Below are 21,083 nucleotides of genomic sequence, written 5' to 3' on the forward strand. Positions count from 1 at the left end.
TCTTGCCTCGAAATCACTCTTTCGTGAGCGGGTCGGCTCACTTGTCGAGTGCCGTGAACGCCTTCTTCACCAGAGCGGCACGATCGGTGGCCGAGGTGACCTGTTCCAGGCCGAAGCCGAGCAGCACGGTCCGGTCGGTGGTGACCGCTCCGTACGTCTGGAACAGGGCTCCGGTGCGGGCCCAGTCCTTGAGGACGGCCGGGCTGCCCGCGGGCGGTCCGGCGGCGCTCCAGGGACCGAGCGAGGTCTCGAAGCCCTCGGTCTCGGCGGCCGTGCCGTGGAGCAGGAGCGAGGCGTCGTCGACGAGGACGCCGTGCCCGCCGGTGCTCGGGTCGGTGACGTAGCTGATGGACACCTCGACCTTGTGACCCGCGTACGCGCTCAGGTCGAAGCTCGCGGACTGCCAGCCCGCCGAGCTGCCGGTGAAGCTGTTCCAGGCACCGCTGGTGCCGCTCGCGGCGCACTGGTTGTCCCCGATGGTCAGGTAGTGCTTGAGCCACGGGTGCTCGGCGATCAGGAACCCGGCTCCGCACTCGGACGGCACGGCGCTCTTCGTGCCGCCTTCCCTGTCGGGCAGGGTCGTCCAGTCGTCGGCGCCGACCGTGTGGATCTCGACGATCGCGTGGTCGTAGCCCGGTTCGGTGTCCCACAGCAGCTTGGTGCCGAGGGCCGGCTGGTCGGCCGCGGTGACACCGGTGAGGTCGATGGTGCGGGTGAGGCGCTTGTAGGAGTCGTCGGTGTGGACGGCCGCGGCCATGTACGACCCGGAGTACGGCCCGTACGGGTTGACGGTCCCGGCGAACTGTCCGGCCCCCGCGCTGGCGAACTGGGGGTAGGTGCCGGTGGCGAGCTGGTCCGAGGTGACGGCGTAGGTCCCGGCCTTGTCGAGCGGGTTGGCGGTGGTGCCGCTCAGCGGGCCGGAGAACCCGGCCAGCGCGCCGGAGCCGGTGAAGCCGGTCGCCCCCGGTGTCGACGTACGGGAGTAGGCGCCCAGGTAGTACTGGCTGAAGTCGTCGGACGGCGTGCCGTCCGCCAGGTTGACGCTGCCGCCGGCGAGCTCACCGGCCTCGATCAGCTTGCCGCCCTCGTTGAGGTACGCGCGCAGCTGGAGCTGGGTGTCGTTGCCGGGGCCGCCGGTGCCGGAGTAGTGCACGACGGTCCGGAAGTGCCCCAGGACGCCCAGCGCGTCGGGCGCGCCCTGGGTGGCGACGTCCCAGACGACCGCCTTGTGACCGGCGGCCTTCAGCGCGTCGACGTATGTCTGCGCCTGGGTGGCCTTGGCGCCCTCCTCGGCGACCACCAGGGTGTCCGCCTTGGGCCGCTGGGCGACGGTGTACGTGAAGTGCGAGCTGGAGACCTTCTTGCCGTTCTTCGTCCTGCCGTCCTTCGTCCTGCCGGTGAACCACACCTCGACCTTGTCGCCCGGCGCGCCGTCCCGCACCTTGGCCCGGTACTCGTCGAAGTAGAGGTCGTCCGCACCGCCATAGGTCTCGCCGCCCTTCCAGCGCCGGAGCGACGCGTCATGGGTGCGGCCGCCGTTGACGCGGTACCTGAGCTCCTTGTCGCGGACCGCCTTGCGGACGACGACGGAGACCTCCTGGTCGGCGCCGCGCGAGTACGAGGTGGAGAACGTGGCCGGGGTGAAGTCGGCGGCGCTCAGGCCGACCGAGGAGGCCGGCTGGTCCGGGTGGGCGGCGGTCTCGGCGACGGAGAGCGCGAACGGGATGTTCTTCAGGAACTCGTCCTGGATCAGCTTCTCGTCGTCCGGGAAGTTGAAGACCGACTGGCAGTCAGCCGCGTTCCAGGCGTCGTTCGGGTCGATGTCCGAGGCCGTCTGGCAGGTCGACATCTCCGGGGTGAACATCGCCATGCCGTTGACGTTGGACGCGTGTCCGTCCGCCTCGCCGTTGGTGGTGTACAGCTCCGAGGAGACCTGCGAGTGGTAGCCGGGGATCGCCGGGTTGTCCGGGGTGCCGGCGAGCGCCTTGTAGAGCACGTCGTCCGGGGTCGGGGTGGCCACCTGCCAGCCGACACCGTAGAGCAGCAGTTCGGCGGCCGAGTGGTAGTTGATGCCGTACGTGAACCCGACCCGCTTCTCGAAGGCGTCCAGCGCCTTGGTCTCGGGCTCGGACTCGGGGCTCGCGCCGCGGTAGGTCTCACTGGTGGGGTTGGGGGACGAACCCTCGTCGTCGTAGCCCCACTTGTAGCCGAAGTTGCGGTTCAGATCGACGCCGTCACCCGTGCTGATGACCCCGTCGCCGTTGACGTCCCGCAGGTTCTTGCGCCACAGACGGGTGTCGGAGTTCTGGAAGGTGTAGTCGTAGCCGTCGGGGTTGGCCGACAACACGAACCACAGCTCGGTCGAGTCGACGATCTTCTTGACGCGCTTGTCGGTGCCGTAGTTGTCCAGGTAGTAGTGCATCAGCCGGCGGGTCATCTCCGGCGTGATCCACTCGCGCGCGTGCTGGTTGGACATGTACAGCACGGACGGCTTGGAGCCGTCCGCCGACTTCTTCGCGCCCTTGGTCAGTTTGAGCGCGAGGATGTCCTGGCCGCCGACCGTCTTCCCGATGGACTCGACCTTGGTGAGGCCGGGGTTGGCCTGGGCGGTGCGGAGGATCTCCTCCCGCAGGCCGCCGCTGCCGCTGTAGGGGCGGAAGACGCCCTGGGAGGCGCTGTCGACCCGGGCCTCGGCCCTGGCCGAGAGGGTGTGCTCGGTGAGGGCGACGCCCTGCTTCTTCAGCTTCCCGGCCTGCTGGTCGGTGAGGTAGAGCTCGACTTCCGTCTTCCCGGATCCGGAGACCTGGTCGCCGAGTTCGTGGCCGTCCTGGCCGGCCTTGAGCAACAGGGGAATCTGCTTCTTGGTGACGTCGGCGTGGAAGACCTTCACCTCGTCCGGGTCGGTCGTGCCCGAACCTCCGGTCACGGCCTGTGCCACGGGTGCGAGTGCGGCTCCGCCGAGCAGGAGCGCGCCGACAGCGAGGATCGATCTCGCTCTGTGTCTCATGAACCCCCCTAGCAGTGGTCCGCCACGGCGGCGAACTCATGCCAGGCTCATGACACTTCATGATCGAGTCAAGGGCGACTCACGCTCGGCCCACGGGAACCGCACCTGCGGGCAAAAAACTGGTGCCGACGGCCCAATGGGCCGCCGGCACCGTGGAACTGACGTGGGCTCAGACCGCGAGGTTGTCGGCCAGCTCGTCGGAGAGGTTGGCCTCGGTGCCCGGGATGCCGAGGTCGGAGGCGCGTTTGTCGGCCATCGCGAGCAGCCGGCGGATCCGGCCGGCCACGGCGTCCTTCGTCAGCGGCGGGTCGGCGAGCGCGCCCAGCTCCTCCAGGGAGGCCTGCTTGTGCTCCATGCGCAGCCGGCCGGCCGCCGCGAGGTGCTCGGGCACCTCGTCGCCGAGGATCTCCAGGGCACGCTGCACCCGGGCGCCGGCGGCGACGGCCGCGCGAGCGGAACGGCGCAGGTTCGCGTCGTCGAAGTTGGCGAGGCGGTTGGCGGTGGCCCGCACCTCGCGGCGCATCCGCCGCTCCTCCCAGGCCAGCACCGACTCGTGCGCGCCGAGTCGCGTCAGCAGCGCACCGATCGCGTCACCGTCACGGACGACCACCCGGTCCACCCCGCGCACCTCACGGGCCTTCGCGGCGATGGACAGCCGGCGGGCCGCGCCGACCAGGGCGAGGGCGGCCTCCGGGCCGGGGCAGGTGACCTCCAGGGAGGAGGAACGGCCGGGCTCGGTCAGCGACCCGTGGGCCAGGAAAGCACCGCGCCAGGCCGCCTCGGCGTCACAGGTGGCCCCCGAGACCACCTGCGGGGGCAGGCCCCGGATCGGCCGGCCCCGGCCGTCCACCAGCCCGGTCTGACGGGCCAACTGGTCACCGCCCGCAACCACCCGTACGACGTAACGCGAGCCGCGGCGCAGCCCGCCGGGAGCCATCACGATCAGCTCGGAGCTGTGACCGAAGATCTCCAGGATGTCCCGCTTGAGGCGCCGGGCCGCCATCGCGGTGTCCAGCTCCGCCTCGATCACGATGCGCCCGCTCACCAGGTGGAGGCCGCCCGCGAACCGCAGAATGGCGGAGACCTCCGCCTTCCGGCAGCAGGTCCGGGTGACGGGTAGCCGGGAGATCTCGTCCTTCACCGCTGCCGTCATCGCCATGGGCCGATCCTTCCATGCATCCGAAAAATACGGTCGTACGCGGCGGCCAACAGCTCCGGGTCATGCCGGGGTGAACCGTCGGTCCGGGCCACGGGGCCCAGCTCGACCGCGGCCCCCAGCCGCTTGGCGGCCTCGGTGAGCGAGTCGCGGTCGGGCACGGCGGCCTCGTCGGCCAGCACCACGTCCAGGGCGAGTTTAGGGGCGTGTCGCCCCAAAACCTCCAAATGACGCTGCGGGGAGAAGCCTTCGGTTTCTCCCGGCTGGGGTGCCAGGTTCAGGGACAGGACCTTACGGGCTTTCGTCTCGGTGAGCGCGTCGCTCAACTCCGGGACGAGCAGGTGCGGGATCACCGACGAGAACCAGGAACCGGGACCGAGCACCACCCAGTCCGCGTCCAGCACCGCCTCGACGGCCTCCGGAACGGCCGGCGGGTCGTGCGGCACCAGGTGCACGGACTGCACCTCGCCGGGTGTCAGCGCGACGGTGGCCTGGCCCCGGACGATGTCCACCTCGTCCGGCCGCTCCGGATCGTGCCCCTTGACCAGCGCCTGCAGTTCCAGCGGCACCGCGGACATGGGCAGCACCCGCCCGTGCGCGCCGAGCAGCTTGCCGACCAGGTCCAGGGCCTGCACATGGTCGCCGAGCTGTTCCCACAGCGCGACGATCAGCAGGTTGCCGACCGCGTGCTCGTGCAGGTCGCCCTTGGACTGGAAGCGGTGCTGGATGACCCGGGCCCAGGTCTGGCCCCAGTCGTCGTCCCCGCACAGCGCGGCGAGCGCCTTGCGGAGATCACCCGGGGGGAGCACGCCCAGCTCGTCGCGGAGGCGCCCGCTGGAGCCGCCGTCGTCGGCGACGGTGACGACGGCGGTGAGGTCACCGGTGATCCGGCGCAGCGCGGCGAGCGAGGCGGACAGGCCCATGCCGCCGCCCAGGGCGACCACCTTGGGCTGGGTGCCCCGACGGCGCGGCCGGGCGCCCCGGACCTCGACGGGACGGCCCGCTCGGCTCTCGGGAGCCATCCGGCGGAGTCTGCCCAGCCGCGGAGAACGTCCGGTCACTCGCGCCCCATGTCCCGGTGCACGACTACGGTCTCCACTCCCTCGGCGGACAGGCGGGCGGCGAGCTTCTCCGACACGGCGACCGAGCGGTGCTTGCCGCCCGTGCAGCCGATGGCGATGGTCACGTACCGCTTGCCCTCACGCCGGTAGCCTGTCGCGATCAGCCGCAGCAGCTCGGCGTACCGGTCGAGGAACTCCTTGGCGCCCGGCTGGTTGAAGACGTACGCCGACACCTCCTCGTTGAGACCGGTGTACGGGCGCAGCTCGGGCACCCAGTGCGGGTTGGGCAGGAACCGCATGTCGGCGACCAGGTCGGCGTCGACCGGCAGGCCGTACTTGAACCCGAACGACATCACCGTCGCCCGCAGCTCGGGCTCCTCCTCGCCGGCGAACTGGGCGTCCATCTTGGCGCGCAGTTCGTGCACGTTGAGGCTGGAGGTGTCGATCACCAGGTCGGCGTCGCCGCGCAGCTCGCGCAGCAGCTCCCGCTCGGCGGCGATGCCGTCCACGATCCGGCCGTCGCCCTGGAGCGGGTGCGGGCGGCGCACCGACTCGAAGCGCCGGACCAGGGCGTCGTCGGAGGACTCCAGGAAGACGATCCGGCGGGTGACGGCCCGGCTGTCGAGGTCGGCGAGGGACTCCCGCAGGTTGTCGAAGAAACGCCGGCCGCGCACGTCCACGACGACCGCGATCCGCGCCACGTTGCCCTGGGAACGGGCACCGAGCTCCACCATGGTGGGGATCAGGGCGGGCGGCAGGTTGTCGACGACGAACCAGCCGAGGTCCTCCAGGCACTTCGCCGCCGTCGAACGGCCGGCTCCGGACATACCGGAGATGATCACCAGCTCGGGGATGGCCGCCTCGGCGGCCCCGGCCGGGGTGACGTCCGTACTCACTTCTGCTCCGTTTTCCCGGACCGCTTCCGCTTCCTGCGGCTGATCCTGGCGCGCCTCGCTGTGCGTTTCCTCTGGCTCGCCCTGTGATTCGCTCAACGCCGGATCTCGCCCGGCTGTGGGCTGTGCGTCGCGCTCGGTCATCTCTCCTGCCCCCGTCGATCGTCCGGGGCGCCCGCGGGTACGGGCTCCCCCGAGGCGTCCGCCGTCGTCTCGGGCGCCTCGTCTTCCCTGTCATCCATGATCTCTCCCGTCGCCGTGTTCACGGCGGGTGCGGCCGGGGCCGCCTGGGCGAGGGCCGCGGCGATGGTCTCGGCCGTCTTGCGGCCTATCCCGGGGACTTCCTGGATCTGTTCGATTGTGGCGGACCGCAGCTTCTTCACCGAGCCGAAATGCTTGATCAACGCCTGTTTGCGGGTCTCGCCGAGGCCCGGCACGTCGTCCAGGGGGCCGGCACGGAAACGCTTGGCCCGCTTTGTGCGCTGATAGGTGATCGCGAAGCGGTGCGCCTCGTCACGGACGCGCTGGAGCAGATAGAGGCCTTCACTGCTGCGGGGCAGCACCACCGGATCCTCGTCCTCGGGCAGCCAGACCTCTTCGAGGCGCTTGGCGAGACCGCAGACGGCGATGTCGTCGATGCCGAGCTCGTCGAGCGCCCGCTTGGCGGCGGCGACCTGCGGGCGGCCGCCGTCGACGACCACGAGCTGGGGCGGGTACGCGAACTTCTTGGGCCGGCCGTCATCGTCCTTGAAGCCGTTGACCAGGACGCCGTCGGGGTGGGTGCCGGTGTCCGGGAAAGCGCCGTCGTGGCCGTCGTCGCCGTCGTCCGTGGCGGTGCCGGGGCCGGGGCCGGTGGGGGCGGCGGTGCTGGGGCCGGTGGGGGCGGCGGTGCTGGGGCCGGTGGGGGCGGCGGTGTCCTCGAGGGCGCCGTCGGTGCCGTCCTCCACCCACTCGCCGGTCTTCTCCTTCTCGGCGAGGTAGCGGCGGAACCGGCGGGTGATCACCTCGTGCATGGAGCGCACGTCGTCCTGGCCAGCGAAGCCCTTGATCTGGAAGCGGCGGTACTCGTTCTTGCGCTGGAGGCCGTCCTCGAAGACGACCATGGAGGCCACCACGTCGTCGCCCTGGAGGTGGGAGATGTCGTAGCACTCGATGCGCAGCGGGGCGCTGTCCAGGTCCAGCGCGTCGGCGATCTCCTCCAGCGCGCGCGACCGGGTGGTGAGGTCGGAGGCGCGCTTCGTCTTGTGCAGGGCGAGCGACTGCTGCGCGTTGCGCTCCACGGTCTCCATCAGGGCCTTCTTGTCGCCGCGCTGCGGGATCCGCAACGAGACGTTCGAGCCACGACGGCCGGTGAGCCACTCCTGGACCGGCTCCAGCGGCTCGGGCAGGGCCGGGACCAGCACCTCCTTGGGGACGGCGTCGCCGGTCTCCTCGCCGTAGAGCTGCTGGAGCGCATGCTCGACGAGGGCCCCGGTGGTGACGTCCTCCACCTTGTCCGTCACCCAGCCGCGCTGACCGCGCACCCGCCCACCGCGCACATGGAAGATCTGGACGGCCGCCTCCAGCTCGTCCTCGGCGACGGCGATCAGGTCGGCGTCGGTCGCGTCGGCGAGCACGACCGCGTTCTTCTCCATGGCCTTCTTCAGGGCCCCGATGTCGTCGCGCAGCCGGGCGGCCCGCTCGTACTCCATCTCCTCGGCCGCCTCCGTCATCTGGTTCTCCAGACGGCGGAGGTAGGTGCCGGTGCGGCCGGCCATGAAGTCGCAGAAGTCCTCGGCCAGTTCCCGGTGGTCCTCGGGGTCGATCCGGCCGACGCAGGGCGCCGAGCACTTGCCGATGTAGCCAAGCAGACAGGGGCGGCCGGTGCGGGTGGCGTTCTTGAACACCCCGGCGGAGCAGGTCCGCACCGGGAACACGCGCAGCAGCAGGTCGACGGTGTCCCGGATGGCCCAGGCGTGACCGTACGGACCGAAGTAACGCACGCCCTTCTTCTTGTGACCGCGCATCACCTGGACGCGCGGGAACTCCTCGTTCATCGTCACCGCGAGGTACGGGTAGCTCTTGTCGTCGCGGTACTTGACGTTGAACCGGGGGTCGTACTCCTTGATCCAGGAGTACTCCAGCTGGAGCGCCTCGACCTCCGTGGACACCACGGTCCACTCCACGGACGCAGCGGTCGTGACCATCGTCCGGGTGCGGGGGTGCAGGCTCGCCAGGTCCTGGAAGTAGTTCGCCAGGCGCTGGCGCAGGCTCTTCGCCTTTCCGACGTAGATCACCCGGCGGTGCTCGTCACGGAACCTGTACACCCCGGGAGAGTCGGGGATCTGTCCCGGCTTGGGGCGGTAGCTGGAGGGGTCGGCCATGTCTCACACCCTACTGGCGAGCACCGACACCGCGACGCCCTGTGGACAACCGCCGGGGCGCCGGCGGCCGGGGTGCCGGGCGCCCCCGGCGTCAGGGGCGGCGACGGGGCCTGATCACCGATGTTCGAGGGGGTGGAGCCGTTCGGTCGGTCCGCTCCGCTCGGTCCGTCCCCGTCTCTGCCGTCTCTCCCGTCCATCCGGCCCGTGGGGCAGGCGATCTCGGAATCGGCCACCTCGGCGGCGTCGGGGACGGTTCCGGCGCGGCCCGTGCGCGAGCCCGGCCCGAGGCGGGAGCGCGGCCGGTGCGCGGCGGCCGTGGCGATCCCCAGAGGGCTTGTGCCGCTTCCTCCCCGAATCGGCCGCTTCCCGGCGAACGATCTTCGATCGCCGGGACGACGACGGCGCCGCCAAGCCCACCCGGTGCCACCCGCGCGAGGGGGCGCGCCTCGGCCAGGTGAGCGCCCTCGGCCGGACGAAGGTGTTGTCGGGGCTTGGTCAACACGCTTCAATGCGGGGGAACTCGGGGCCGCGAGCGACGGCCTGCGGACGCGGCGTACCCAAGCGCGGCCGCCCCGGCACCGATGGGGTGGCCCTGGCACCGACGGGGTGGCCCCGGCCCGCGCCAACGGCCTGACCAGCCGTTGAGCACCCCCCAAGAGAAAGGCCCCCTGCATGCGGCACGGCACACAGCACGCGGACGTCGCCACCGCGGAACTGGACTCGGCCCTGCGGGGCGGCCCCTTCCACGCAGCCCTGCGCGCCGCGATCGCCGCCCGCGGCCTGCCGCTCCAGCGCGTGCAGCACCATCTGTCGCGCTACGGGGTCAAAGTGGGCGTCACCAGCCTGAGTTACTGGCAGCAGGGCGCCCGCCGCCCGCAGCGCCCGGAGTCGCTGCGGGCCGTCCGCGCGCTGGAGGAGATACTCCAGCTCCCGGACGAGTCCCTGATACGTCTCCTGGCCGAGAGCGACCAGGGCACCGCCGTGCGGCGCCCCGCGGCCCGCTCCTACCGCTCGCTGGTCGAGGCGTCGGACGTCGTCGACCGGCTCCAGGCCGAGCTCGGCTGGTCCCTCGACGGTGGCCTGCACACCCTGGGGCACCACGAGCGGGTGCGGATCGGCGCCCACCGCGAACTGGCCGCCCGCGAGTCGCAGCACATCGTCCGCGCCCACCGGGACGGCATCGACCGCTTCGTGGCCGTCCACCACGGTGACCCCGGTTGTGCCCCGCGGCGCATGAGCGTGCACGCGCTGGAGAACTGCCGGACGGGTCGGGTCCGTTCGGACCAGGAGACCGGCCTGCTCATCGCCGAACTCCTCTTCGGCACCCGGCTGCGCTCCGGCGACACCTTCCTCTTCCGTTACGCCGTCGAGGACGGCACCGCCGGTGTCTCCCGCGAGTACGTCCGCGGCTTCGGCTTTCCCGGCGGTCAGTACACCCTCCAGGTCCGCTTCACCTCCGAAGCGCTGCCCGCCAGGTGCCACCGGTTCGCCCAGCACTCGGCCGCGGCCCCGCGCAGTGGCCGGCAGAACCTGCCGCTGAGCGGGCTGCACCGCTCCGTCCACCTGGTCGAGCCCCGGGTACGGCCGGGCCTGCTGGGCATCGGCTGGGACTGGGACTGACCCCGACCGGCCGCCTCTGATCCGGGTCGACCACCCCTGGGTCCGGATCGGCCACCCCGGGTCTGAGGTGGTCGGCCCGGGTCCGACGTGGTCGGCCCTGATGCGGCGGAGAAGCGGCCTCGGCCCATGGCCCTCGGCCTCAGGCGCCGGGCCCGGCGACGATCCGGCCGTTCGCCGCCTTGACCGGCAGTTCGTTCAGCGGCTCGGTGGCCGGTGACCGCACCACCTTCCCGGTCAGGGCGTCGAACTCACTGCCGTGGCAGGGGCAGACCAGCGTCGTCCCCTGGAGCTTGTTGATCGGGCACCCCGCGTGCGTGCAGATGGTGCTGTACGCCTTCAGTGCACCGTCGCCGGACCGGCTGACGACGACGTTGTGGTCCCGGTAGAGCTTGGCGGCGCCCTTGGCGACCTCGTTCTCGGCCCCGAGGTCGACCAGCGCGGTCGGGGTCGCGTCCGCCGAGGCTCCGCCGGCGGGCGCCGAGCAGGCGGCCAGTCCCAGTCCGGCGACCGGCGCGGCCGCCGTCCCGCGCAGAACGGTACGACGGCTTGCGGAGGGACGGCCGGGCATGCGGGACTCCAGGTGGGTCGAGGGGTGTGCAGGGCGACGATACCTGGACCGGTCTGTCCCGCTTCGGGATGGGTCGGGGTGCGAGGGACGGCTCGCGCCGTGGTGCGTAAACGCTTGCGTAAGCGTTTACGCGGCGATGCCGGATGGGATAGCTTCCCGGGCGGGAAGCGGAGAAGGGGAAAACCATGCCCACCATGGCCGACGTCGCCCGAAGCGCCGGCGTCTCCGTGGCGACCGTGTCCCACGTGCTGAACGAGACACGCCCGGTGCTGCCGCACACCCGCCAGGCCGTGCTCGACGCGATCGAGGAGCTGGGCTACACCCCGAACACCCTCGCCCGCTCCCTGGTGACCTCCCGCACCCGCTCCATCGGGCTCGCGGTGTCGGCGATCAGCAATCCCTATTTCACGGAGATCCTCCAGGGTGTCGAGGCCGCAGCCCTGAAGCACGGCTACAGCCTGCTCATCGCCGACCCGCACGAGGACCCCGAACACGAACTCAAGGTCGTCCAGCTTCTCCACGAGCGCCGCGTCGACGGCATGATCGTCGCCCCCTCCGCCGCCCCGGGCGAGCTCCTCACCTACCTCGGCCGCCATGCCGTGCCGACCGTCCTCCTCGACCGGGTGATCCGCGGTCGCCCCGACGCCGCTCCGCGCTTCGACCAGGTCTGCGCCGAGAACGCCGAGCCGACGGCCCGGCTCGTCACCCACCTCGCCGGTCTGGGACACCGCCGGATCGGCCTCGTGGCGGGGCTGCCCGGGCTGAGCACCAGCGGCGAGCGGATCACCGGATACCGGCAGGGGCTTGCCACCTCCGGGCTGGCCCTGGACGAACGGCTGATCGTTTCCGGCAACTCCGAGTCAGCCGGAGCCGAGCGGGCCGTCGCCGCCCTGCTGGCGCTTGCCGCGCCGCCCTCCGCGCTCGTCACCGCGAACAACGCGATGACCATCGGTGCCCTGCGCGCCCTCGACGCCCATGGTCTGCGCGTCCCCGACGACATCGCGCTCTGCTGCTTCGACGACTTCGCCTGGGCGGATCTCTTCTCGCCCCGGCTCACCGCCATCGCCCAGCCCAGCAGGGAGATCGGTGCCGAGGCGGTCCGGGTGCTCCTGGAACGGCTGGCCGCACCCGGCCGGCCGGCCCGGACCGTACGCCTCCCGTGCGCTTTCGTGCACCGGACCTCGTGCGGGTGTCCGGGAGGGGACGGCGGGGCCGCCCCGGCCCGCGAGCGCTCAGAGCCAGAGCACCCAGAGCACCCAGAGCACCCAGAGGAAGGAACCCTGTCGTGATCGTCGTCGCCGGTGAGGCACTGATCGACCTGGTACCGCAGGGCACGGGCGCCCTCGCCGCCCTGCGGCCGGCGCTCGGCGGTGGCCCGTACAACACGGCCGTGGCGCTCGGCCGCCTCGGCTCCCCCACCGCGTTCTGCTCCCGTGCCTCGCGGGACGCGTTCGGCGAGGCCCTGCTGGACGGGCTGCGGCGGGCGGAGGTGGACGTCTCCCTCGTGGAGCGCGGCACGGAACCGACGACCCTCGCGGTCGCCACCGTCGACCCGCGGGGTTCCGCCTCCTACTCCTTCTACGTCGACGGCACGGCCGACCGCCTGTTCACCGCCCCTGCCGCCCTGCCCGCCGCCACCCGCGCCGTCTCCTTCGGGACGCTGTCTCTCGCCCTGGAACCGGGGGCGAGCGCCTACGAGGAACTGATGCGGGGCGCCGCGGCGCAGGGCCTGTTCATCGCGCTCGACCCGAACATCCGGGCGGGTCTGATCCCGGATCCGGACGCCTATCGGGCCCGGTTCAAGAGCTGGCTGCCCTCGGTGACGCTCCTCAAGCTGTCCGAGGAGGACGCGCTGTGGCTGGGCGGAACCCCGCGCGAATGGCTGGCGTCGGGCCCGTCGGCCGTGGTGATCACCCATGGTGGGGACGGTCTCAGTGCCTTCACCCGCGATGGCGCCGAGTATGCCGTGCCGGGTGAGGAGGTCGCCGTCGTGGACACGATCGGCGCCGGTGACACCGTGAACGCGGCTCTGCTGCACGGTCTGGCCGCTCGGGACGCGCTGTCGGTCGAGGCGCTCCTGGGACTGGACGCCGACGGCTGGACCGCGCTGCTGCGATTTGCGGCCCGGGCGGCCGCGATCACCTGTTCCCGCGCGGGCGCGGAGCCGCCGTACGCCTTCGAACTCGGGAGCCTGTGAACTCGCGAACCGATCAAGGACGTTCGGTCGCTGTTGCCGCTGTTTCCACTGTTGAGGAGTCAAGGTTCGCCGTGGCCGCAGTGATCGAGCGGCTGACTGTGCAACGTGCGGTGCCCCGCGGGAAGTTCCCGCGGGGCACCGCACATTTCCGTATTTGTCGAAGCCTGTGACGCTGGGACCTCAGGCCTTGCGGGCTCGCGTCGTCTTCTTCGCGGGCGCCGCCTTCTTGGTGACTCCGGCCGCCTTCTTCGTGGCCGTGTTGTTGGCGGTGGTGGCCGTCGCTGTCTTCTTCGCCGCCGACCTGGCCGCGACCGTCTTCTTCGCCGCCGTCTTGCGCGGAGCCTTCACCGAGCTGGCGTCGCTGATGCGGTCGGCGCCCAGGATCTCGCGCAGGAACTTGCCGGTGTGGCTGGCCGGAACGCCGGCGACCTCCTCAGGGGTGCCCTCGGCGACGACGAGTCCGCCACCGGCGCCGCCCTCCGGACCCATGTCGACGACCCAGTCCGCGGTCTTGATCACGTCGAGGTTGTGCTCGATGACGATGACCGTGTTGCCCTTGTCGACAAGACCGGAGAGGACCTTCAGCAGCTTGCTGATGTCCTCGAAGTGCAGACCGGTGGTCGGCTCGTCGAGGACGTAGACGGTCCGCCCGGTGGAGCGGCGCTGGAGCTCACTGGCGAGCTTCACGCGCTGTGCCTCACCGCCGGACAGCGTGGTCGCGGACTGGCCCAGGCGGACATAGCCGAGGCCGACGTCCTTGAGCGTGTTGAGGTGGCGGGCGATCGAGGGGACGGCCTCGAAGAACGCCGTGGCCTCCTCGATCGGCATGTTCAGGACCTCGGCGATGGACTTGCCCTTGTAGTGGACCTCCAGGGTCTCCCGGTTGTACCGGGCGCCGTGGCAGACCTCGCACGGGACGTAGACGTCCGGGAGGAAGTTCATCTCGATCTTGATCGTGCCGTCGCCCGCGCAGTTCTCGCAGCGGCCGCCCTTGACGTTGAAGGAGAAACGGCCCGGCAGGTAGCCGCGGACCTTCGCCTCCGTGGTCTCCGCGAACAGCTTGCGGATGTGGTCGAAGACACCGGTGTAGGTCGCCGGGTTGGACCGCGGGGTGCGGCCGATGGGCGACTGGTCGACGTGCACGACCTTGTCGACGAGGTCGTCGCCGTCCACGCGCGTGTGCCGGCCCGGCACGTTGCGCGCGCCGTTCAGCTCGCGGGCCAGGTGCGTGTAGAGGATGTCGTTGACCAGCGTCGACTTGCCGGAGCCGGACACGCCCGTGACGGCCGTGAACACGCCCAGCGGGAAGGAGACGTCGATGTCCTGGAGGTTGTTCTCCCGGGCCCCGTGCACGGTGAGCCGGCGCGACGGGTCCTGCGGGCGGCGGATGTCGGGCAGCGGGATCGACTTCTTGCCGGACAGGTACTGACCGGTCTGCGACTCGGCGTTGACGAGCAGTTCCTTCAGGGAGCCGCTGTGCACGACCTTGCCGCCGTGCTCACCGGCGCCGGGGCCGATGTCGACGACCCAGTCGGCGACCTTGATGGTGTCCTCGTCGTGCTCGACGACGATAAGGGTGTTGCCCATGTCACGCAGCCGGACCAGGGTCTCGATGAGCCGGTGGTTGTCGCGCGGGTGCAGGCCGATGGACGGTTCGTCGAGGACGTACAGGACGCCGACGAGACCGGAGCCGATCTGGGTGGCCAGCCGGATGCGCTGGGCCTCGCCGCCGGAGAGGGTGCCGGCCGCGCGGTTGAGCGAGAGGTAGTCAAGGCCGACGTCGACCAGGAACCGCAGCCGCTCGTTGACCTCCTTCAGCACGCGCTCGGCGATCTTCTTGTCACGCGCGTTGAGCCTGAGCTCGCCCAGGAAGTCCGCGCAGTCGCTGATCGACATCGCGGCGACCTCGGCGATCGACTTCTCCATGATCGTGACCGCGAGGACGATCGGCTTCAGGCGCGTGCCCTGACAGGTCGGGCAGGGCACCTCGCGCATGTAGCCCTCGAAGCGCTCGCGGCTGGCGTCGCTCTCGGCCTCGCTGTGCCGGCGCTTGACGAACGGCACCGCGCCCTCGAAGGGCGTGGTGTACACGCGCTCACGGCCGTACCGGTTGCGGTAGCGGACCTCGATCTGGGTCTTGTGACCGTAGAGCAGGGCCTTCTTCGCGCGCTGCGGCAGCCCGGCGAAGGGGATGTCGGTGCGGAAGCCCAGGGCGTCCGCGAGGGCGCCGATCAGGCGGCCGAAGTAGTCCTTGGTGTGGCCGTGCGACCAGGGGTGGATGGCACCCTCGTCGAGCGACTTGTCCTCGTCCGGGACGATCAGCTCCGGGTCGACCTCCATGCGCGTGCCGATGCCGGTGCACTCGGGGCAGGCGCCGAAGGGCGAGTTGAAGGAGAAGGAGCGGGGCTCCAGCTCCTCGAAGGAGAGGTCGTCGTAGGGGCAGTACAGGTGCTCCGAGAACATGCGCTCGCGCTCGGGGTCGCCCTCGGGGAGGTCGACGAAGTCGAGCACGACCATGCCGCCGGACAGGCCGAGCGCGGTCTCCACCGAGTCGGTGAGGCGGCGCTTGGCGCTGTCCTTCACCGTGAGGCGGTCGACGACCACCTCGATGGTGTGCTTCTCCTGCTTCTTCAGGGTCGGCGGCTCGGAGAGCTGGACGGTCGTGCCGTCCACGCGCGCGCGGCTGTAGCCCTTGGTCTGCAGGTCGGCGAAGAGGTCGACGAACTCGCCCTTGCGCTCGCGCACCAGCGGCGACAGCACCTGGAACCGGCTGCCCTCGGGCAGCTCCAGCACCTTGTCCACGATGGCCTGGGGCGACTGGCGCGAGATCGGGCGGCCACACTCGGGGCAGTGCGGCTTGCCGATGCGTGCGAAGAGCAGCCGCAGGTAGTCGTAGACCTCGGTGATGGTGCCGACCGTCGAGCGCGGGTTGCGCGAGGTCGACTTCTGGTCGATGGACACCGCCGGGGACAGGCCTTCGATGAAGTCCACGTCCGGCTTGTCCATCTGTCCGAGGAACTGGCGGGCGTACGAGGAGAGCGACTCCACGTAGCGACGCTGGCCCTCGGCGAAGATCGTGTCGAAGGCCAGGGACGACTTGCCCGACCCGGACAGACCCGTGAAGACGATGAGCGAGTCACGAGGCAGGTCGAGCGAGACGTTCTTCAGGTTGTGCTCGCGCGCGCCACGGACGATGAGACGGTCGGCCACAGCCGGTCCGCACCTTTCTTGAGAGAAGTGACAGGGGCAGGGCCCCGTGCTTCTTCAGACTAGGGGGAGCCACTGACAACGCCGGTCGGATTCCTGGATGCGTAAACAATCCCGGACCATCCAGCATGCCCGACGCCACCACCGACGATATAGCACGCGCATTCGATTTACGGTCCCCGACGGAAACCTTCACCCGAAGGTGTGGCGGGGCTAGTGTCAGCCCCATGATTGATCACGCTCATGACCTGGCGTCTGTACAGGAAGCGACGGAGCGACTCCTCACCGCAGCCGCCGGACTGGACAACGCGTCCGTCGCACGACCGTCACGGCTGCCCGGCTGGACGGTCGGCCACGTCCTGGCCCACCTCGCCCGCAACGCGGACGCGCTCGGCAACGTCCTCGACGGACGCCCCATGTACCCCTCCGCCGAGGCGCGGGACGCCGACATCGAGCGGGACGCGCCGCGCCCGCTCGACGTGCAGCTCGCGGACCTGCGCGAGAGCGACGCCAAGTTCCGGGCCCACGGCACCGCGCCCGCGGACTGGACGCGCACGGTGGAGCTGCGCAACGGGGTCACCGACGTGGCCGCGCGGGTGCCGTTCCGGCGCTGGATCGAGGTCGAGCTGCACCACGTCGACCTCGGGATCGGGTACGAGCTGGAGGATGTCCCGGCGGACTTCACGGAACGGGAGATCGACTTCCTCGCGGAGCGCTTCGGCGGACACCGTGACGTCCCGTCGGTCGGCCTGCGCAGCAGCGGCGGCCGGGTCTGGACGACGGGCGGCGGCGCGCCGGGAGGCCCGATCGGGGTCGAGGGGACGGCCGCCGACCTGCTCGGCTGGCTCGCCGGGCGCCGCGACGGCTCGGCCCTGACGGTGACGGGCGGCACCCTGCCGGCGCTTCCGCCGCTGTAGCACGCGGCGCCGCGCCGGGGCCGACGGCTACAGACGGCTATAGGCTGACCGCCATGACGTACAGCGGAGAGGTCACGGTCGGCGGTCCTGCGGACGTGCACGAGCTCAAGGACCTGATGATCACCAAGATCGCGGTCGGGCCGATGGACAACAACGCCTACCTGCTGCGCTGCCGCGCGACGGACGAGCAGCTGCTGATCGACGCGGCCAACGACGCCGAGACGCTCCTGGGCACGATCGGTGACGACGGCATCGCGTCCGTCGTCACCACGCACCGGCACGGCGACCACTGGCAGGCGCTGGCCGAGGTGGTCGCCGTCACCGGTGCGCGGACGTACGCGGGCCGCGAGGACGCCGACGGCATCCCGGTCACCACCGACGTCCTCGTCGACGACGGCGACGTCATCCGGGTCGGCCAGGTCGAACTCACCGCCCGGCACCTGGTCGGCCACACCCCCGGCTCCATCGCCCTGGTCTACGACGACCCGCACGGCCATCCGCACGTCTTCACCGGTGACTGCCTCTTCCCCGGCGGCGTCGGCAACACGCGCAAGGACCCCAAGGCCTTCGCGAGCCTGATCCACGACGTCGAGACGAAGATCTTCGACGTCCTGCCGGACGAGACCTGGGTGTACCCGGGGCACGGCAACGACACCACGCTGGGCTCGGAACGCCCGCACCTGCCGGAGTGGCACGCGCGCGGGTGGTGAGCGAAGCGGCTCACGCGGTGCGCGGAGGGCGCGGGTGGTGAGCCCGGGGCGCGTAGGTGCGAACGCGCGCCCCGTGTGAACAGTTCGCTCACGCCGGAGTCCGGCGCACGCTCCCCGCGTGCGTGCTGGCGCGGTCAACTGGTGGCAGCCCCGCACAGGATGACGGCTCCTGCGCGGTACGGGCCGCCGGTCTTCATTCCCCGCCCTCGACCGGCGGCCCCGGCATGTCCGTCCACCCGACGGACAGCGGCGTTCACAAGACCGCAACACCCGTTCCCAGTATGCGGACAAATACCCGCTTGACCTGGACAAACGCGGCGTTCGCTGTCACTCTCCCGCCATGCACCCTGCCCCGAGCGCACTGCGTAGCGCTGTCGCCGCCGCCACCATAGCCCTGCTCGCCACCGCTGTCGGCTGTGCTCCGCAGCCGGACGACAAGGCGTCCGGCGGATCCTCCTCGTCGGCCTCCGCGGCCGGAAGCGCCTGCGTCAAGGGCAAGTTGGCCACCCGGACCAGCGGCAAGCTGACGATCGCGACGGACGAGCCGGCGTACGAGCCGTGGTTCAAGGACGACAAGCCCGCCAACGGCGAGGGCTTCGAGTCGGCGGTCGCGTACGCCGTGGCGAAGCAGCTGGGGTACGACAAGAACGCGGTCGTCTGGCAGAGCGTGCCGTTCAACAAGGCGTTCGCGCCCGGTGTGAAGACCTTCGACTTCGACATCAACCAGGTGTCCATCAGCGCCGAGCGCAAGAAGGCCGTGGACTTCTCGTCGGGCTACTACGACGTGCGCCAGGCGGTGATCGCGCTCAAGGGCAGCAAGGCCGCCAAGGCGACGAGCATCGCCGACCTCAAGGGCCTCAAGCTGGGCGCCCAGGTCGGCACGACGAGCCTGAACTACATCAGCGACGTGGTGAAGCCGTCCCAGGAGGCGGCCGCGTACTCCAAGAACGACCAGGCCATCTCGGCGCTCAAGAACGGCCAGGTGGACGCGATCGTCACCGACCTGCCGACCGCGTTCTACGTCACCGCGGCCCAGGTGACGAACGCGAAGATCGTCGGCCAGTTCGAGAACCAGTCCGGCACGCCCGAACAGTTCGGGCTCGTCCTGGACAAGGGCAGCGACCTCACGTCCTGCGTGTCGTCGGCCGTGGACACCCTGCGCGAGGACGGCACGCTGGCGAAGCTGGAGAAGCAGTGGCTGTCCGACGCCGTCGACGCGCCGGTGCTCAAGTGACGGTCACGAAGGCCGAGTCCGGCGAGGACTCCGGCGAAGGCGGAATGCGCGACGCGTACGTCCCCTCGCAGCGACGCCTGGACCGCGAGCGTCACAAGCGCGTCCGCGCCCGTCGCGCGACCGCGATCGCCGCGCTGTCCACTCTGGTCACGGCCGTCGTCCTGTACCTGGTCGTGGTCAGCGCGCCGGGCTGGGAGCGCACCAAGGAGACCTTCTTCGACGGGCAGTACGCGCGCGAGGCCCTCCCGAAGGTCCTCGACGGTCTCTGGCTCAACATCCGGCTGCTGCTGATCTGCGGCGTGCTGGTGCTAGTCCTGGGCATGTTGATCGCCATCGCCCGGACGCTGCCGGGGCCCGTCTTCTTCCCGCTGCGGGCACTGGCGGCGGCCTACACGGACTTCTTCCGCGGTCTGCCGCTGATCATCAATCTGATGATCGTGGTCTTCGGGGTGCCGGCGCTGCGCCTCCAGGGCGTGACCGTCGATCCCGTGCTGCTGGGCGGTACGGCGCTGACGCTGACGTACTCCGCGTACGTCGCCGAGGTCTTCCGCGCGGGCATCGAGTCGGTGCACCCCTCACAGCGCGCCGCGGCCCGCTCGCTGGGGCTGACCAACCGGCAGGCGCTGCGCCACGTGGTGCTCCCCCAGGCGGTACGCCGCCAGGTGCCGCCGCTGCTGAACGACCTGGTGTCGCTGCAGAAGGACACCGGGCTGGTGTCGATCGGCGGGGCGATCGACGCCGTCCGGGCGTCCGACATCATCGCCCAGCGGAGCCTCAACTACACGCCGTACATCGTCGCCGGGCTGGTCTTCGTGGCGCTGACCATCCCGATGACGCGATTCACGGACTGGGTGACGGCCCGGATGGACCGGCAGCGGGCCCAGGGAGGAGCGATATGAGCGACGCGCCCGTCCTGCGCATGGAGTCCGTCCGCAAGACGTTCGGGGACTCGGTCGTCCTGCGGGACGTGGACCTGGCGGTCGCCCCGCACACGGTGACCGCGCTGATCGGTGCCTCCGGCTCCGGCAAGTCGACGCTGCTGCGCTGCGCCAATCTCCTGGAGGAGATCGACGACGGCGCGATCTGGCTGGACGACGAGGAGATCACCGACCCGCGTGCCGACCACGACGCGGTCCGGCGCCGTATCGGTGTCGTCTTCCAGGCGTACAACCTCTTCCCGCACATGACCGTGCTGGACAACATCACGCTGGCGCCCCGCCGGGTGCACGGCGTCTCCCGCGCGGAGGCCGAGGAACGGGCCAGGGAGCTGCTGGAGCGCCTGGGGCTGGGGGGCAAGGCGGATGCCTACCCGGACCGGCTGAGCGGCGGTCAGCAGCAGCGGGTGGCCATCGTGCGTGCTCTGGCGGTACGGCCCCGGCTGCTGCTGCTCGACGAGATCACCGCCGCCCTCGACCCGGAGCTGGTCGGCGAGGTGCTGACCGTGGTGCGTGGTCTGAAGGACGAGGGCATGACCATGGTGCTGGCGACGCACGAGATGGGCTTCGCCCGGGACGTCGCCGACCAGGTCTGCTTCCTCGACGGCGGTGTCGTCCTGGAACGCGGCAGCGCGGAGCAGGTGTTCGGCGACCCGCAGCAGGAGCGCACCCGGCGCTTCCTGCGGCGGATCGTGGAGGCCGGGCGCCTCTGAGGCGCTACGCCTCGGCGGTGGCGGCGCCGACCAGTGCCGCCACCCGTTCCACCCCGAACACGTAGCCCTGCACGCCGCATCCCGCGATCACGCCGTCGGCGCGCAGGGACACGTAGGAGTGGTGCCGGAACGACTCGCGCCGGTGGATGTTGGAGATGTGGACCTCCAGTACGGGCAGCCCGTCACAGGTGTTGAGGGCGTCCAAGATGGCGACCGAGGTGTGCGAGTAGGCGCCAGGGTTGATGACGATCCCGCAGTGGCCGAGGCGCGCCTCGTGGATCCAGTCCACCAGTTCGCCCTCGTGGTTGGACTGACGGAAGTCCACGGTGCCGCCGTGCGCGGCCGCCGCCTTGGCGCACAGGGCCTCGATGTCGGCGAGCGTGTCGGAGCCGTAGATCTCCGGCTGGCGCTGGCCGAGCAGGTTCAGGTTGGGCCCGTTGAGGATCATGATCGGGGCGTTGGCCAGGGTGCGGGGCACGATTCCTCCGGGTCCGTCTTACTG

General features: G+C 70.8%; 16 protein-coding genes. 8 read left to right on the forward strand and 8 right to left on the reverse strand.

The genetic code is table 11. The annotated features are described in order from the left end of the window. Nucleotides 1-37: 37 nt before the first annotated feature. From MB828_RS45385 to uvrC, 5 genes are all read right to left on the reverse strand, one after another. Nucleotides 38-3,007, reverse strand: a complete 2,970-nt coding sequence (locus MB828_RS45385; RefSeq protein WP_301653271.1) for a M14 family metallopeptidase — start codon at nucleotides 3,005-3,007, stop codon at nucleotides 38-40. A gap of 169 nt (nucleotides 3,008-3,176) precedes the next feature. Beyond that, nucleotides 3,177-4,166 (reverse strand): DNA-binding protein WhiA, encoded by a 990-nt coding sequence (whiA, locus tag MB828_RS45390; protein WP_046733457.1) that lies wholly within the window; start codon nucleotides 4,164-4,166, stop codon nucleotides 3,177-3,179. Continuing rightward, the gene (locus tag MB828_RS45395) at nucleotides 4,157-5,224 is read right to left on the reverse strand and encodes a gluconeogenesis factor YvcK family protein (protein ID WP_133027027.1); all 1,068 of its coding nucleotides are present in this window, start codon (nucleotides 5,222-5,224) and stop codon (nucleotides 4,157-4,159) included. Before MB828_RS45395 ends, whiA begins: the two co-directional genes overlap by 10 nt. Beyond that, on the reverse strand, nucleotides 5,221-6,261 hold the full coding sequence (rapZ, locus tag MB828_RS45400) for an RNase adapter RapZ (protein WP_301653272.1): 1,041 nt from the start codon (nucleotides 6,259-6,261) through the stop codon (nucleotides 5,221-5,223). Before rapZ ends, MB828_RS45395 begins: the two co-directional genes overlap by 4 nt. Continuing rightward, the gene (gene uvrC, locus MB828_RS45405; RefSeq protein WP_301653273.1) at nucleotides 6,258-8,480 is read right to left on the reverse strand and encodes an excinuclease ABC subunit UvrC; all 2,223 of its coding nucleotides are present in this window, start codon (nucleotides 8,478-8,480) and stop codon (nucleotides 6,258-6,260) included. The genes rapZ and uvrC overlap by 4 nt, the downstream gene beginning before the upstream one ends. Nucleotides 8,481-9,152: 672 nt before the next feature. Between uvrC and MB828_RS45410 the strand changes: the two genes are divergently transcribed. Further along, nucleotides 9,153-10,100, forward strand: a complete 948-nt coding sequence (locus MB828_RS45410; RefSeq protein WP_301653274.1) for a hypothetical protein — start codon at nucleotides 9,153-9,155, stop codon at nucleotides 10,098-10,100. Between the two features lie 139 nt (nucleotides 10,101-10,239). On the opposite strand, the gene MB828_RS45415 is transcribed toward MB828_RS45410, so the two are convergent. Then, nucleotides 10,240-10,668 carry a Rieske (2Fe-2S) protein gene (locus tag MB828_RS45415; RefSeq protein ID WP_301653275.1) on the reverse strand — a complete coding sequence of 143 codons (429 nt, stop codon included), beginning with the start codon at nucleotides 10,666-10,668 and terminating at the stop codon, nucleotides 10,240-10,242. 185 nt (nucleotides 10,669-10,853) lie between these two features. Here MB828_RS45415 and MB828_RS45420 point away from each other — a divergent pair, with 185 nt between their 5' ends. After that, nucleotides 10,854-11,957, forward strand: coding sequence for a LacI family DNA-binding transcriptional regulator (locus MB828_RS45420; protein WP_301653276.1), 1,104 nt, complete (start codon nucleotides 10,854-10,856; stop codon nucleotides 11,955-11,957). Beyond that, complete coding sequence (locus MB828_RS45425; RefSeq protein WP_301653277.1) at nucleotides 11,954-12,865, forward strand: carbohydrate kinase family protein; 912 nt, start codon at nucleotides 11,954-11,956, stop codon at nucleotides 12,863-12,865. The genes MB828_RS45420 and MB828_RS45425 overlap by 4 nt, the downstream gene beginning before the upstream one ends. 180 nt (nucleotides 12,866-13,045) lie before the next feature. Here MB828_RS45425 and uvrA read toward each other — a convergent pair whose 3' ends face one another. Then, on the reverse strand, nucleotides 13,046-16,075 hold the full coding sequence (uvrA, locus tag MB828_RS45430; protein ID WP_301653278.1) for an excinuclease ABC subunit UvrA: 3,030 nt from the start codon (nucleotides 16,073-16,075) through the stop codon (nucleotides 13,046-13,048). A gap of 224 nt (nucleotides 16,076-16,299) precedes the next feature. Between uvrA and MB828_RS45435 the strand changes: the two genes are divergently transcribed. From MB828_RS45435 to MB828_RS45455, 5 genes are all read left to right on the forward strand, one after another. Continuing rightward, complete coding sequence (locus tag MB828_RS45435; RefSeq protein ID WP_301653279.1) at nucleotides 16,300-16,989, forward strand: maleylpyruvate isomerase family mycothiol-dependent enzyme; 690 nt, start codon at nucleotides 16,300-16,302, stop codon at nucleotides 16,987-16,989. A gap of 53 nt (nucleotides 16,990-17,042) precedes the next feature. Continuing rightward, nucleotides 17,043-17,699, forward strand: a complete 657-nt coding sequence (locus MB828_RS45440; RefSeq protein ID WP_301653280.1) for an MBL fold metallo-hydrolase — start codon at nucleotides 17,043-17,045, stop codon at nucleotides 17,697-17,699. 340 nt (nucleotides 17,700-18,039) lie between these two features. Next, the gene (locus tag MB828_RS45445) at nucleotides 18,040-18,933 is read left to right on the forward strand and encodes an ABC transporter substrate-binding protein (RefSeq protein ID WP_301653281.1); all 894 of its coding nucleotides are present in this window, start codon (nucleotides 18,040-18,042) and stop codon (nucleotides 18,931-18,933) included. Then, nucleotides 18,930-19,832 carry an amino acid ABC transporter permease gene (locus MB828_RS45450; protein WP_133027038.1) on the forward strand — a complete coding sequence of 301 codons (903 nt, stop codon included), beginning with the start codon at nucleotides 18,930-18,932 and terminating at the stop codon, nucleotides 19,830-19,832. The genes MB828_RS45445 and MB828_RS45450 overlap by 4 nt, the downstream gene beginning before the upstream one ends. After that, a complete protein-coding gene (locus tag MB828_RS45455) occupies nucleotides 19,829-20,581 on the forward strand; it encodes an amino acid ABC transporter ATP-binding protein (protein ID WP_133027039.1) in 753 nt (250 codons plus the stop codon). Before MB828_RS45450 ends, MB828_RS45455 begins: the two co-directional genes overlap by 4 nt. A 4-nt stretch (nucleotides 20,582-20,585) precedes the next feature. Here MB828_RS45455 and aroQ read toward each other — a convergent pair whose 3' ends face one another. Continuing rightward, entirely contained in the window at nucleotides 20,586-21,059 is a 474-nt protein-coding gene (gene aroQ / locus MB828_RS45460) for a type II 3-dehydroquinate dehydratase (RefSeq protein ID WP_301653282.1), read from the reverse strand. Nucleotides 21,060-21,083 lie beyond the last annotated feature (24 nt).

The sequence above is a fragment of the Streptomyces arenae genome (assembly GCF_022343545.1).
Classification (GTDB): domain Bacteria; phylum Actinomycetota; class Actinomycetes; order Streptomycetales; family Streptomycetaceae; genus Streptomyces; species Streptomyces humi.